We start from the raw sequence: 14957 nt of genomic DNA on the forward strand, positions 1-14957 counted from the left end.
CTAATGGTCTGAAAGACAAATTTGATTTTACTTGGCAATGAATACATTCATTTTTATGTATTTGTATTACATTGGTATTCATGAGTATAGGTGCTTAATAGACGTAAAATTTAATAAGTAAAAAAAATAATTACACAAAGATACAAACAGCGAAAGCCAAAAACAGTCTGCAAAACGTAATACTATTTTTACAAATTCAATAGTTAATATACGCTTAATTGCTGTAAATAGTTTCTAAACGACCAAATTACTTAACTAAAGAGGTTTTAATATCTGAAGTTTAATGATACATAAGGGTACCATCCATCAGTTGAATGTCCCATTACGAAACGTAAAACTGTTAATGATGCAGGCGCAAAATAAACACCACCACCAACGCCATGGTGCCATAAATCAGAACTTTGATTTCTGCACCAAACCCTACCAACATCGTAAAATCCTAACAGGCCAATTTGCCCTGGTAGAACGTAACTCACTAAATCTCCAAGTTTAGCTCTTAATTCTAAATTATTATAAAAACTATGGTCGCCTGCAAACCTAAATTGGCGATAGCCCAACAAATTTCCCTGACCACCAATAAACTGAGATTGATAAAAAGCTGGCTTACCGATTGTAATACCGCCACCAAATCTATCAGCAAGAATAAATGCTTTTCTGCCATCAAGATTTTTATATAAAGCAATGCTACCCGTAAACTGCCCGAAAGAGTTTGAGTATTTATTTAAGCCTTTGTATCCTAAAAATTTAAAATCAACAAAACTACCCAGTGTTGGCAACAAATCATTATCACGAGTATTGTTTGTAAAGTTAACAATCGCACCACCAAACATTTTTTCGTTACGAACATTTAAACTATCAGATGACCCAAGTGGCGCACCACTGGTTATAAATCGGCCTTCGTTATCTTCCTGATTCAATTTATAATATTGAAACGACGGACCAAAGCTAAAAGTAGATTTTGGTCTGCGCCATCTTAAGGTTGGTTCTACTTGATAAAGATTAAATCTGGCTCTGTAAAACCTGATATCATCTCCATGCTCATCAAAAACAGTTTCATTTCCAACACCGAAAAAGTTTTGAGTATTATTGGGTGCATAAGCATCGGCTTTAATTATAAAATCTGCTTTACCTAATGCTTTTAACCATTCGCCCCTGTAATTAAAGCGAAATGCTTTTGTAGAAAATGAATGTAAAAATGAAACTGTCTGCGTATTACCATAAGGTTGTTTTCTAAATCCAGGATTGGTTTGTTTATAAATTAGCCCTAGTAAAATACCATCATCATTATTGTAACCAGCGTTTAAATTATACGATCTTCTATCGTACATATCTTTCGGTATGTAACTGAAATTGGACGTATCATTAGAAATTACTTTACTGATTTTTTTAACATCGTTTCCATTGTAAGTCGCTTTATCTTCTCTGCCATATAGCTTTACAAAGCCATTACTACTTTTGAAATCGTAAACCTTATCTCCCTTACCTCCAATAATCCTGATTTTAATTTTCGAATTTTTATTATTTAGAAATAGGCTGTCGTTACCATTGTGCATATAAACCCTTATTTCTTTGGTTACTTTTGGGTCGAAAACACGATTAAACAATTCATCCTTAATATTTCCTTCTTTTGATATTTTGTTGATTTTAACTTTTAAGCCCTTATCATCGGTATCACTAATTTTAATCAATTCATTTTTATTGGTTACTTCGATATCAACTACTTCGTTAAAGAAATGATAATAATCGTTCATTAATTTTGGCAATTGCTTAATTCTAACTCGCATTTGTGCTAAAATTGCATCGTGATGAAGCGAATAACTTGGCTCCGGAAGTTTCTTCAAGGCCTTTTCGAAAACTTCATCATTGTACTTGGAACAAAAATCTTCAACAATCTTATCCCACTCTTTTTCATCAATATTGGCTGTCCACCTGCTACTGATTTCTCTACCTTCCCATAAAAACCATTTGATGCTTTGTATATCGCGTTCGTAACCCTGCATCATTGGCAAAAGAGATGAAGATTGTGTGTAACGCTGTAATTTACCATCTGACCTGAAGAAAACCTGGTCTCTATCTCTAGGAACCGGCGAATAATGAGAACCACCATCTTTTTTAGTTTCCTTCCATCTCCACTGGTCTTCATGTCTATCCCAATCACCAAGCAAAACATCAAAAGCTCTGGCTCTAACCCAGGCTGGTCCATCTAAAGTATTGTCATTATCATCCGTTAATTTTTTATCCATTTTCGGCGAACTATCCGATTCTCCTAATGGCTCACGTTCTTCTAAAAGGCATAAAGTGTTCGCGAAAGCAGATTCATATTCGCCCAGATTATCATCAGGAGAAACCCAACCAATTATTGGATTACTGTGTGGAATACCACCTGCTTTAGCTAATTCTGGTACAATTAGCGCAGAAAACGGGTGTTGAGCAGACATGTTATCTTTTATAATATCCTTGGCAAAGGTTTGCCTTAATTGCTCTGGCAAAAGCACTTCCGGAAATTTTTCTACACTCCGTAAAACATATTCTTTACCGTTTTTATCTTCTAACCTTAACGAACGAGATTGATTACCGCCACCCCGTTGTGTAGCTTTTAGTCCTCCTCCTATTTGAGATATTTTTATAACCGGGACTTTTGTTTTTTGTGCATATTCTTTTCGGTAGTTTTCTCCAAAAACATATCTATGGAAACGGCCAACACTATCATATTCTGGTTTGATGGTTACAAAAATACTATCAGCTGTAAGTGGTTTATCTCTGTTTCTAACCTTTTGATTTACGTTTTCGAATTTTTTAATGTAACTGAAAACGCGTTTAACACCTGTATCGGCATAAATGTAATATTCGTACCGCATATCGTTGTTTAACAACTGGTCTGCAACTACATACCCCTGTTCCATTTCATGAAACAAAGATGTTTTACCCTGTTTATTTGGAGAAACTTTAGAACCCGAACCACTAACAATTTGCAATTGTTCTCCTTTAATTAGTTGTAAACCGTGCTCGTGCCCAGCTACATAAGTAACATTAGGATCATCGCCAAAAACACCATTTACAGATTTAATCATTTCTTTATAAGCTGGATGATTTAAATCTTCGGGGCTTAATAAAGTAGAGCGTAAAACAGGATAAACCGAACCTAAAATTGGCAGCGGAATGTATAAGTTTTTGTTGAGAGAAGTTAATGGAAAAAGATGATTTCTTAAATTAAAATAACCACCATGCGGACCGTAGCTTTGAAATGGATGATGTGATGCAAGCAGAATTACCTTGCCTTTGTTTTTCTCTAGCAAATCTTCCATTTTAACCAAAACTTCATCCGTGGTGCGGCATTCGCATTCGCCGTTTGGATTTGACTTATTGTAAGGAAAAAGCCACCATTCGCTGTCGTAAGCGATGATGGTTAATTTGTCGGTTAAATTTATTGCCACCGGATCAGGACAACCATTTTGTGGAATTAACTTTAAAAGCGGATCATTTTGAGCTTTTAAGTAATCATCCTGTGCTTTAATTTTTGCCAAGCCTTTTGGCCCTGATTTGTCCCAATCGTGATTACCTGGAATAAAATATACTGCAGCACCCATCTCTCGCATTGGCGCAAACTGAGATTGTAAAATCTTTTTAGTATCCTCTTCCTCTAAACTTCCCGGCAAACCCATTCCGGTTGGATAAATATTATCGCCAAGATAGATTACCGTAGTTTTTTTTGGAATAATTTGTTTTGCAGCATTTTTTAAATCCTGCGTTTGTGCAGGATTCATTTCGCCAGCATCGCCAAATAAAATTACCCTATATTTTACATCGCTTTGGGCAGACGCTATAAAGTATATCAGGGAGAAGAATATTGATAAAGTAAAATTTTTAATCATATAGTTTGTTTGGTATGCTTCAATAGTATCAAAAGAACTGTTTGCTGCCCTAATTTTCGAGCAGCAAAACAATTCTATTCTATTTCTTTAGTTTAAACTGTAATATATCTCCCGAAGCTAATGTTCCACCTTCATTTGAAATATATAAATTATTGTCTTTATCAAATGCAATTCCTTCAGGTTGATTAAAATTACCACCTTTTAATGGATAAGTAGCTTTTATTTTAAAATCAGCATCAGCAACAACTAACATTTTATTAACTGAAGAAAGAATGTACCATTCATTTGTAGCCTGATTTTTAGCTAACGCAGATGGCTTAAATTTTACTTTGCCTTCACCAGATATTTTTTCTATATCGGCATACGGTAAATTAAATTCACCTGCTGGTTTTAAAGAACCATTACCATCAAAATCGAATGCGTAAATACTTGTGGCTTTATTTTTATCATCAGCTTTGCTGGCTTTGGTTAGAATATAAACTTTACCAGTTTTTTCATCGGCAGCTAGACCTTCATATTCTGCCTTAGGTACCAAATCTTTAACTTTATCTACATTTTCAGCTTCAGATTTACTAATTTCTGATAATGGAAAAATGTGTAATTCACCGTTACTTTTCAAAACAATAACTTTATTTTTAATTATGGCAACATCTTCATAATCACCTTTGCCTCCAAATTTTACATATTTCGAATCCTTATCATCCAAACCTAAATAAAATAGGTCTCCATCTTCATCCTGAATAGCAAAAACCTGTTTAGCATCTCCATTATTAAAAGCAATGCCCGATATTTCGAATAGGTTTTGAGGCATATTGTATTTAACAGGATTGTTTAAATCATAAGGTAAAGTGCTTTTTTCAGTTGTTGAAGCTTCAGCATCTGCTTTATCATCGTGCTTCTCATTTACACATGAAATGCATAAAAAAGCCATCATTAAAACTGCACAACCAGATGCTATGTATAATTTGTAATTTTTCATTAGGTAAAATTTATGATTTGTTTTTTAAAAATTCGTAAATGTTTTGCTGAGATGCAATAAGTGTTCCATCCTTTGGTACAGGAACATTATTCATCGATTCATCAATCGAAACGGCTTGAACATTGTCATGCAACTGGATTTTGATGAGCTCCAAAATTTCAGCTTTAATTTGGGCATCATAAATGGGAAAACACACTTCAATTCGGCGGTAAATATTTCTGTTCATCCAATCTGCAGAGCCTAAATAAACATCTTGTTTTCCTAAATTATTAAAGATAAAAATACGACCATGTTCTAGATAACGATCTACAATACGGGTTATGTTAATGTTTTCGCTCATGCCTTCAACACCAGGAATAAGCCTGCAAATGCTACGCACAATCATATTGATTTTTACACCAGCTTGGGATGCCTCATAAAGTTTTGTTATGAGTACTTTTTCTTCTAGATTGTTTAATTTTATTGTGATGGAAGCTTCTTTACCTGATTTCGCATGTTTAATTTCCCTATCTATTAAGTTTAAAAACGTTTGCTGAAGATTAAATTGTGCAACTAAAATGTGTTTAAAATTAATCAAATCTGCTGATGAAGGTTTTACACGTTTAGATAGAAAAATAAATAGCAATTCTATTTCGCGTAAAATGTCTTTATTAGCCGTCATTAAAATATGGTCGGTATAAAAAGCGGCTGTACTCTCATTAAAATTTCCTGTGGCAAGTAAACCTGTGTAAAGCATTCTACCATCAATTTTTCTTTTAACCAAAGCTACTTTAGCATGAACTTTTAAGGCAGTAACGCTGTACACAATCTCTACCCCTTTTTCCTTCATTTTCTTTGCCCACTTAATATTGTTGGCTTCATCAAAACGAGCTTTAAGTTCTACCAGCACTAAAACTTTTTTACCGTTTTGCGCAGCGCTAATAAGTGCATTTATGATTTTAGAATCGCTTGCAACACGATAAATGGTTAAATAAATTTCTTCAACATTCGGGTCTATAGCAGCCTCATTAAAGAAGCGAAGCACACTATCATAACTTTGATAGGGCGTATGAATGATAATATCCTTCTTTAAAATTGCTTCTGTTAAGCTTCCATTAAAAACATCAGTATTGCATAATTTTGGCCACGATTTATTAGATAAGCCTGGCAAACTTACCGGAAAAGCCATAAAATCTTTTAAATTATGATATTGCCCGCCTTCTACCAGATTTGCCTTTTTTAAATTAAAGAGCTTTTTAAGCAATGTTAAAACATTTTTTGGAATGCCTGGCTGATGAAGAAACCGCGTTGCCAAGCCCGAATCTCTTTTTTGAAGTTGTACTTCTAATTGTTCGGAAAGGCTACCAGAATATTCATCTTTTAAATCAATTTCAGCATCTCGGGTAATTTTAAAACTGTAGCAACCCGTAATTTCTGCTTTGAATATTAAATCGAGATGAAAACGAATGATATCATCTAAAAAAACAATATAGGTCTGATCATCCGCTTCAATTTTATAAAACCTAGGCAATTCGTTAGACGGAATATTTATAATGACGGATTGGTATGAGTCGCCCTGATTTAACGTAATTAAAAAATACAGCTCGTTATTCGAAGGGAAAAATTTTGTCTGCTCGTTAATATATACAGGTTTAATAAAAGCCAAAACCTGACTCAAGAAATATCTTGTTACTTGTTGATTAATTAGATCAGGAAACTCTTCACCATAAATTAGATTGATCTTATTCTTCTTTAACGCTGGAATGATGTTTTGCTTTAAAGCTTGTCCGTAACGCTGTTGCTGGTTTAATATTAAATCATTCGCGGATTTTAATAAATCAGCTTCAATTTTGATATCATTATCATCGCGATTGCTTAATTTTTCTAATGCAAGCAAAACCGGCATTCTCACCCGATAAAATTCATCAAGATTGGAAGAAAAAATAGATAAAAATTTAACGCGTTCTAAAAGCGGAACTGTTTCCCGTTCGGCTTCCATTAAAATACGTTCGTTAAACTTAAGCCAGCTTAAATCTCTGTTAAACAAAGTGGTATTCACTAAATCTTCCATTAAAGTTTACCATAAGCTGCGTAAGCAACCACAAACGCCAATACCGCAGCAATTAAGCCAAACATAAATATGTTGTAAGCCAACCTGATTAATTTGTATTTCCTTCCTAAAACCACACCACCAGAATACACATCGGTAATCAGCGTTCCGTATAAAAAGTCTTTATCATTCATTACTTTAATCATACCATCTGTATACGCAGGTAGCGACATTTTGTAGAAATTACCGAAGAATAATAAATTAACTTTCTTATTGTCAACATCTTGCGGGGTGAAAATTCCTGGCGGAATAGATGGTCTGGTAGATAAAATTGAAACGACAACACAAGTTAAACTTACTGTAAGCAAAATAAATGTTGGGATAATTAAGTTACTGTGATCTTCTAATCTTCTTAAGAGTAAACTTACAATTAACGAAAGCATAATCGAATTTACCGTGATTAAAATATGTGCTTTATTATCGGCCATATCGCTTAAACGCTGATTATTGGCAGATGTAATTCTGAACATGGTTTCTATACCTTTATCAGGCTTTTCGGTTTTATCACCTTTATCTTTTTTCTTTTTTTTATCTTCTGCAAAGATTGATGAACTGGTTGTTGAAATTGACTGATCATCAAAACGAACAATTTCCTTTTCGCCAGATAATTTACTTTTTATCTTTTCGATATTTTTGTTCTTTTGATCGCCTAATAATAGCTTTACGTAATCGGTATGGTATTCCTGAGCTTGCAGAAACTGAATATCCTTAACACGCCAATCATTTTTCTTGATGTCTTTTTCATAAATCAATTCGGCCTCCTTGTGCATCAATTTGCCCTTTTGCCTAAAATTTTCTGTACCGAGGTGAAAAAGATCTGCATCACATAAAATATCCTCTAAAAGATTTGCGGGTTTTTGAGGAATTTGCGTGCTTAAAATTGCACTCGAAACTTTAGTTCTAATTTCTTCACTTATGCCTTCAGCTTTTAAATATTTTTTCGCCAAATCTGCGCCTTTAACCTCATGGTTGAATACATCTTCAAAATAACCAGTATCATGAAACCATGCGGCAGTGGTTACGATAAAAAAATCTTCATCACTTAGCTGATAGTGATTTGCGATTTGCTGTGTGGCTTCTACCACATCTTTGGTATGCTGTAAGTTATGGTAAACCAATCTAGAATCGTGGTTTTCTTTAAAGTAGTCGGTAACATGCTTTTCTACATCAATTTGTAGTTGCTTATAATCCATGAGCGTGCTGCTAAATTTTAATTTCTAATATGAACAAAACAGTATTTAAAAGATAGTGTTTGGTTGGATAAAATTACGTTAATTTTTGCTAAAAAGATTTCCTGATCTTGATAACAGAAATAGATTTTATTTTACAATAACGTAATCTTAAAGAAATTATTGATTTTTTGTTTCTTTAGAAAAAGGAAATATCTGATAATGAACGGAAAAAGTAGAGTTGAAAAAAATTAGTGAAAAACTTTTTCCTAAATTGGATGCAAATTTGTAACATTGCACTCGCAAAAAACAATAGTTTTTTCAGGGCCTATAGCTCAGTTGGTTAGAGTAGAAGACTCATAATCTTTTGGTCGCTGGTTCGAGCCCAGCTGGGCCCACAAATTTAAAATGCCTTCTAAGTTTCTTAGAGGGCATTTTTTTTTTGTGTTAAGGTTTTTATCCTTCAAAATATTCAACTAATTATTTGAAGAGAAACGAAGGCTATAAAACAGCTATAGCTTTGGTTTGTGATTGAGATTTGTATTTTACTAGCCTCTTAGTGAGAAGCAAATAAATAAATGGCCATAAGTACGGGACAAAAACCAACAATAAGATATTGATCAGGTGAATCTTTCTTCTATTTTTTGCCATATCATAGGCTGCATAAAGAAAAGCTACAATAATCACTACAAAAACTACAATCAATAATACTTTCATAATATGTTTAATTTTTACTCATTAGTTACTTAAATCTATTTCGTTGGGATATTGAAAATAAATTGGTATAGAATATTTTTTTCTAAATATAAGTAATTGGCTTAAAACTTCTTTATCAAGATTAAGGTTTTATATAATTAAGGAAAGGAAGAACGGAATGAATAGGTTGTGTAAAAGCTACATGAGCGTTTATGACGTAGTTCCTTAATCCATATTGGGAGGGCACGCTTAAAATTGTGCGGTAGTTAGATAGATACTATATATCACCACTTTTCAATATGCAACTTTTATTCTATTTATTACTTTTGAGGTTAGGTTTTAGTTTTGGATACGTCTTCTATTTCTATAGAATGTCTTTTTTGCATTTCATCGTATGCTTCTAGCAAATCGAAGCTCAAATTGTCTCGTCCACTGGAATATAGCAACTGTACATCTACAGTAACACCTCTCATTGCGGCTATGGGGTCAGTTTTGTCTAAAAGTAATTTGCAATGAACAACATTTGAAGTCTCATCAGGAAATAATGGCTCTTTGCTCGTCACACTTAGTTTCCAAACACCGTTTTTGAGATTGGTATAATTATAATTGGTGTCCGTTTTTAGGCTTTCAATGGTTATTAATCTGTTGGAGTTAGACATAAACACATTAACTTTATAATCCTTTTCATAAGTGTTCGAAATGTTTTGAACTTGAATTGCAAAATGAACTTTTACCCATTCTTCGGTAACATCTTGATGCTTATCATTCAAATACCATTGTGAGATAGCTAGTTTTGATTTGCTTTTCCTACCATAGGTTTGTCGGACTTCGTACTCCTCCATTGGAACTGACATAAAGTTATACCTCTTATAATACCTATTATCTTTACTAAGATGTGGTGCATCGTAGCTGTAAGGAATCTTGACTACGTAAACGCTTTTTTTAAGGTCCCCGCCAAATCTGATGGGAAAAATCTTGATGTCAGAAATCCGACGCTGAACATACGAGCTTATAACCTGTTCTATCCATTCCTTGGTATATTCATTGCCATCAATAAATGAGAACTCAGATGCAACATGATTTTCTTCCTTAATACCATAGACGATTATACCACCATCTGAGTTCGCAAAAGAAGCAACATCTTTGGATAGCTCCATGCGCTTTTTATCAGTTTTCTCTAATGATCCTGCACTTTTAAAATCAAGATATATTGATTCTTCAACTTGGTTGTCGATTAACGATTGTATATCTTCAACAGTGTAATCCTCTTTATCGTAGAAGCTTTTCATAATGCAGTTTACTTAAGACCGCTTTGCTCTATTAGGAAGATAATGTTAGCTCCGGTAAGGTTCAAACCATATCTTGTCAATTCGTCATCAACCTTTTGAGGTACTTGGCCTTGTCCATGACCACCCACCTTATTTCTTATCGTTGGGATTCCAGTTGTCAAGAGGTTTTGAAGAGATGAGAATTGATTCTGTGTAAATGAAGGAATTAGATTATTTGTAAAGCAGATACTAATAAGCTTACTTGCTGTATCGGTTGGATTATATGTCCAACCATTCTCATTACATATTGTTTTAATGGCACTTTCAAAAGCCTTAAGACAATCTGTTAAGCACTCTTTGTTTCTTCCATGCCTGTAGTGTTCATGAGCTTTCAAATACTCTTCATTTGCTCCTGTGAAACGTTCATCCCAAAGTAGACTCAATGTTGGTTTTGTCACTTCTGAATGCATATAGGTTGAATCTACCCTGATTATTTTATCAGATTCAAATTGATACCCAACACCATGTTCGCGAAAGCGCAAATTTAGCTCGTTCATAGCCTCTTCGGGTGTCATGGATATGTTTACGGTAATTTCGTATTCATTGAGATCTTTGTTTATTACACGGGATATATACCGAAACGACAGCTCAATTATATCTAATACCTGGTCAACATTGGGAGAGTACAATAAGTGACTTTTCACCTGTTCTAATTCAGACTGAGCATAGCCACTTCCATTAACACCGATTTCAAATACACCATATTCTCGACACAAAATCTTATGTATCATGGAATAGGCTAGTTGCGGTCTATTTGATTCCCCAGAACCACTTTTCCGAACCCCAAATGCATCATCTATGATCATTTTAATTTGAACTCGTAATGCAGTAGGTAAGATATCAAACGATAGCACCTCTGGAACTTCCCCTCGCTCCCTTTTTTGCCGCTTTGAAAATAAATCGTAAGTCATATGATATTCTTAATGTCTTCTTGGTGCTGATCTTGTATGTGGTTTTACATACGTACCATCTTTACGGGTGTAACCTTTTACATGAACAGTCCCGCCAGTTGATTTGGTTGTTTTAGTCGAACCAGAGCCATAGCTTCTGGACGGTGTATAAGTTGGTGAAGTTGGTGCTAATCTACCGTAACGATATGAGGAGATGGGAACACCATCGTATGTGTAACCGTAATCGTTAGTAAAAGCTAGTAATTCAAGTTGCTTCTTCGACAGTTTTCTCAACGGTTTCCAGGCTACAATGCGTGGGCTATACCCGCTTATCATACCATACTTTGTTGGTGTTCTACGAGAAGTTCCACTGTAGATAAATGCTTTGCCCGCTTCAATTAATCCTTGTTGATCGTAGCCGTTAGCTGTAGAATATATTGGTGTTTCTGTATCTGATACTGTCAGATAGTAATTTGTTGTACAACTTGATAACATTAACAATGCTACCAAGAATGCGAGAGCGAATCGCTTCATTGATTGATTTGATTAGTGAGATAATTTAGTAATCACAAAGATATAAGAATCAACGAATTGTACAACCCTTCTGTGAGCCATCTACCATATGCAAGAATACTATCAATTAATTAAGAGGAATTAAAGAATCTTAGACATTGAAAACTTCTAGCTTACTAATCGTTAGTCTTCATTTTGTATCTCCACCCATAGAAGATGTATGAGCTTTCAATGAAGCCCCATATAGCGATTTCAAGGTAATGTTTGTTATCTCAGAACTTTCTAGTTGCATTTTAGTTAGCGTAACTAAGGCTCCAGCTGATGGTACATTTTTAAAGCTTGTAGTGAAATAAGTAGAATGTGATTGAACTCTAACCATGTTATTAATCAGACTATCCACATGTTCCTTCTTTGTTTCTGCAATTTCTACTTTGGAACTTCTTTCAACGAGTGTTGATGTAGCTGAGATTAGAGCACCCTTAATCATGTCTGGTGTAGCGATTACATCATAAGCGACTTCGGTGTCAGAACCTGATAAGTCAAGATTAGCAATTTGTTTTTTAAACTCATCAATTAGCCCATTAAGCTCCTCTGAAGCATAGTATATTGAATCAGCTTGGTTTGATACGGTATTTATGCCTAGGTCATGTATTTTCTTTAATTCTTCTCTATTTGACATCTTTAGAACATTTTCTGATCGTTCTAATGAATCCTGCACCTGCCTGAATGAACTAACCATTGGTGATGCACAACATATGAGGATGGAACAGAGTAACGTAAGCGTAATGAAAGAGAAACATTTCATAAGGTCAAGATATACAAAATCAATATTGATTACAACAAGCTATTATTAAGGGTATATAACATATCTTGGATATCTTAACACGTGTAATTGCGGGTCTTGTGCATTTTTTTTTATTCCAAACGAATAAAACCAATCTCTTAAAATTATAGTTTTATTAATATCAAGATTCTAAAAGCTTAATCATAATGGAATACAATTTAGATAGGTTTGTGGAAGCGCAACATCATATTTATTCTGTTGCACTAAAGGAAATCAAAAACGGAAGAAAAACCAGCCATTGGATGTGGTTCATTTTTCCTCAACTCGATGGATTGGGTTATAGCGATATGGCTAAAAAATTTGCAATTCGGGATATTAGTGAAGCCGAAGCTTATCTAAATCATCCTATTCTTGGTAACCGGCTTATAGAAATTACAAAGACATTAAATGGCTTAGGAAATCTCTCTGCCGAAGAAATTTTTGGAGGAATTGACGCTGTAAAGCTTCGATCGAGTATGACATTATTTGCCACCCTAAAAAATATAAACCCGGTTTTTGAAACTGTTTTGATAAAGTTTTTTGATAACGAAAAGGATTCTAGCACTTTGGCTTTATTAAATAAGTAGCATACACTCCATTAGTTTGGTGTAATAACCGCTGCATATCCACCATTTTTTACCATTTTAACTTCTAATTTACTTTCACTATTTACCTGCATGGTTTTTTTTCTGTAATCCATTGCCTGCCTACCAGCGTTAATTCCATCTTCAAAATAGGTCATGGTGTACGTTTTTCCTTTAGGTAAAAAATCCGTTGTAATTTGCAAGGTTCTGTTTTGTTCTGCACCATTGGTAATGCCACCAATAAACCATTTATCGCCTTTTCGTTTTGCAACCACTGCCAGTTCGCCAACTTTCGCGGCCAATGCCTTGGTTTCATCCCATGTTGTAGGCACTGAAGTTATAAATTCTGTACATTCTAAATTGCGATAATAAAGCGTTGGATTGTCTGCAAGCATCTGGATTCCGCTCTCAAATACTACAAACAAGGCCATTTGGTAAGCACGTGTTCCGATACTTGCTGCATTCGGTCTTTCTGCTCGGTAAGATTCTGGCTGCATGCTAATCATGGCGCCAGGTGTATAATCCATCGGACCAACAGCATTCCTCATAAATGGCAAAAACAAACTATTTTTAGGCAAGGTGCCTCCCATTTGTTCCATGCCTCGCACACCCTCGTAGGATAACACATTTGGATATTTATACTCTAATCCGGCCGGTTTAAAAGCACCATGAAAATCTACAAACAATTCATTTTCTGCAGCTTCTTTGGCTATGGTTTCATAGTAATTAACCATCCATTGGTCGCTACGATCCATAAAATCAATCTTAACTCCTTTTACACCCCATGTTTTGAAAGTCTTAAACAAATCCATGTTTTTATGTACTGTAAGCCAGGTTAGCCACAATACCACACCAACATTTTTTTCTTTACCATATCGAATCAGTTCATGAACATCAACTTTTGGATTAGGCGTATAAGGATCTGTAGTGCTGTTTGCCCAACCTTCATCCATAATAATATACTTCAGACCGAACTTTGCAGCAAAATCAATATAATACTTATACGTTTGCAAATTATATCCCGCTTCGAAATTAACATCTGGCCCGTAAGGAGATGCATCATTCCACCATTCCCAGCTTGCTTGTCCGGGAATTATCCAACCCGGATTTTTTATCACACTGGCCGATGCTAGCTGAAGCGTCATGGTATTTTCTAAAAGTTCTTTATCATTTTTCGATAGTACGAAATACCGCCAGGGAAAACTTCTCGTACCTTTTGTTTTCGCAATATAATCTGCTTCTTTTGTTATTTTTAAACTCCTGTCACCATCATCGCCGAAAGCCAGCGGCGCTTTTGGGAAAGTAGACGTTACCGCGTTTTTACCGTTTCCTTTTAAAAACAAGCATGGATAATCGCTTAAATCTGATTCACTTATTAAAATTTTGTATTGCTTTTTGGTATCAATAAGCATTGGTAAAGTGCTCATTTTGGTAGTCCAATTTGCAGCATTTACTGTAGAATAATTTTCTTCATAAGCTGTTTTAAAACTAGCTGGTTGCTGTACATGCAAATCATAATCTGATGGAAATTTTATACCAACTTCTTCATTTAATACTTCAACATCACCTTTTTTACTGGTTATAAAACGATAAGCCACACCATTATTAAACGCCCTAAATTCGACAGCATAATTACCTTTAAAATTAAGCAGTAACGTATTGTACTGTGAATTTACCGTAGCAAATTTAAGCGGAACATAAGGTTTAATTAGATCATCTCCTTTCGAGTATTTAGCACTTATCACTTTTGCATCCTTTCCAAGAATTTCATTTCTAAGCTCCATCGAAAGACTATTATTAGTCATCAATTCATCTGAAGCATAAAATACGCTGTAGTTTATAACTTGGGCAACATTTAATAAAACTTTTATTCCTCCATCGGGAGATTTTAGTTCATAAGATTTTTGTGCGGAAGCTATTTTGGCAACGCCAATACAGAGAATCAGAACCAATAATAATTTCTTAAAATGCATGCTGTTTTGATTTTTAAGGGATGATAGATAGACTTCTTTTG

At 34.6% G+C, this 14957-nt stretch carries 10 protein-coding genes and 1 tRNA gene; 2 read left to right on the forward strand and 9 right to left on the reverse strand.

Annotated features, from left to right (window positions below; all coding sequences use genetic code 11):
* Positions 1–266 precede the first annotated feature (266 nt).
* From D7004_RS01200 to D7004_RS01215, 4 genes are all read right to left on the reverse strand, one after another.
* A complete protein-coding gene (locus D7004_RS01200) occupies positions 267–3872 on the reverse strand; it encodes a metallophosphoesterase (protein WP_123204046.1) in 3606 nt (1201 codons plus the stop codon).
* Positions 3873–3951: 79 nt separating this feature from the next.
* On the reverse strand, positions 3952–4851 hold the full coding sequence (locus D7004_RS01205; RefSeq protein ID WP_244214216.1) for an SdiA-regulated domain-containing protein: 900 nt from the start codon (positions 4849–4851) through the stop codon (positions 3952–3954).
* Between the two features lie 10 nt (positions 4852–4861).
* Positions 4862–6901 carry a polyphosphate kinase 1 gene (gene ppk1 / locus D7004_RS01210; protein ID WP_123204047.1) on the reverse strand — a complete coding sequence of 680 codons (2040 nt, stop codon included), beginning with the start codon at positions 6899–6901 and terminating at the stop codon, positions 4862–4864.
* On the reverse strand, positions 6901–8133 hold the full coding sequence (locus D7004_RS01215) for a Pycsar system effector family protein (protein ID WP_123204048.1): 1233 nt from the start codon (positions 8131–8133) through the stop codon (positions 6901–6903). The genes ppk1 and D7004_RS01215 overlap by 1 nt, the downstream gene beginning before the upstream one ends.
* A 300-nt stretch (positions 8134–8433) precedes the next feature.
* Between D7004_RS01215 and D7004_RS01220 the strand changes: the two genes are divergently transcribed.
* Positions 8434–8507: transfer RNA gene (locus tag D7004_RS01220), tRNA-Ile, on the forward strand.
* A 630-nt stretch (positions 8508–9137) separates the two neighbouring features.
* Here D7004_RS01220 and D7004_RS01230 read toward each other — a convergent pair.
* The 4 genes from D7004_RS01230 to D7004_RS01245 form a co-directional block, all read right to left on the reverse strand.
* Positions 9138–10094, reverse strand: a complete 957-nt coding sequence (locus tag D7004_RS01230) for an AlbA family DNA-binding domain-containing protein (protein WP_123204050.1) — start codon at positions 10092–10094, stop codon at positions 9138–9140.
* A gap of 8 nt (positions 10095–10102) precedes the next feature.
* Positions 10103–11044: an STM4504/CBY_0614 family protein gene (locus D7004_RS01235; RefSeq protein WP_123204051.1), complete on the reverse strand. Its 942-nt coding sequence runs from the start codon at positions 11042–11044 to the stop codon at positions 10103–10105.
* A gap of 9 nt (positions 11045–11053) precedes the next feature.
* Positions 11054–11557, reverse strand: a complete 504-nt coding sequence (locus D7004_RS01240; RefSeq protein WP_148042732.1) for a hypothetical protein — start codon at positions 11555–11557, stop codon at positions 11054–11056.
* 169 nt (positions 11558–11726) lie between these two features.
* Positions 11727–12215, reverse strand: coding sequence for a hypothetical protein (locus D7004_RS01245; RefSeq protein ID WP_148042733.1), 489 nt, complete (start codon positions 12213–12215; stop codon positions 11727–11729).
* A 311-nt stretch (positions 12216–12526) separates the two neighbouring features.
* Between D7004_RS01245 and D7004_RS01250 the strand changes: the two genes are divergently transcribed.
* Positions 12527–12946, forward strand: a complete 420-nt coding sequence (locus tag D7004_RS01250) for a DUF1810 domain-containing protein (protein ID WP_123204054.1) — start codon at positions 12527–12529, stop codon at positions 12944–12946.
* Positions 12947–12957: 11 nt separating this feature from the next.
* On the opposite strand, the gene D7004_RS01255 is transcribed toward D7004_RS01250, so the two are convergent.
* Entirely contained in the window at positions 12958–14916 is a 1959-nt protein-coding gene (locus D7004_RS01255; protein WP_123204055.1) for a glycoside hydrolase family 97 protein, read from the reverse strand.
* Between the last annotated feature and the right edge of the window lie 41 nt (positions 14917–14957).

This window comes from Pedobacter jejuensis, from assembly GCF_003725795.1.
In the GTDB taxonomy this organism is placed as follows: domain Bacteria; phylum Bacteroidota; class Bacteroidia; order Sphingobacteriales; family Sphingobacteriaceae; genus Pedobacter; species Pedobacter jejuensis.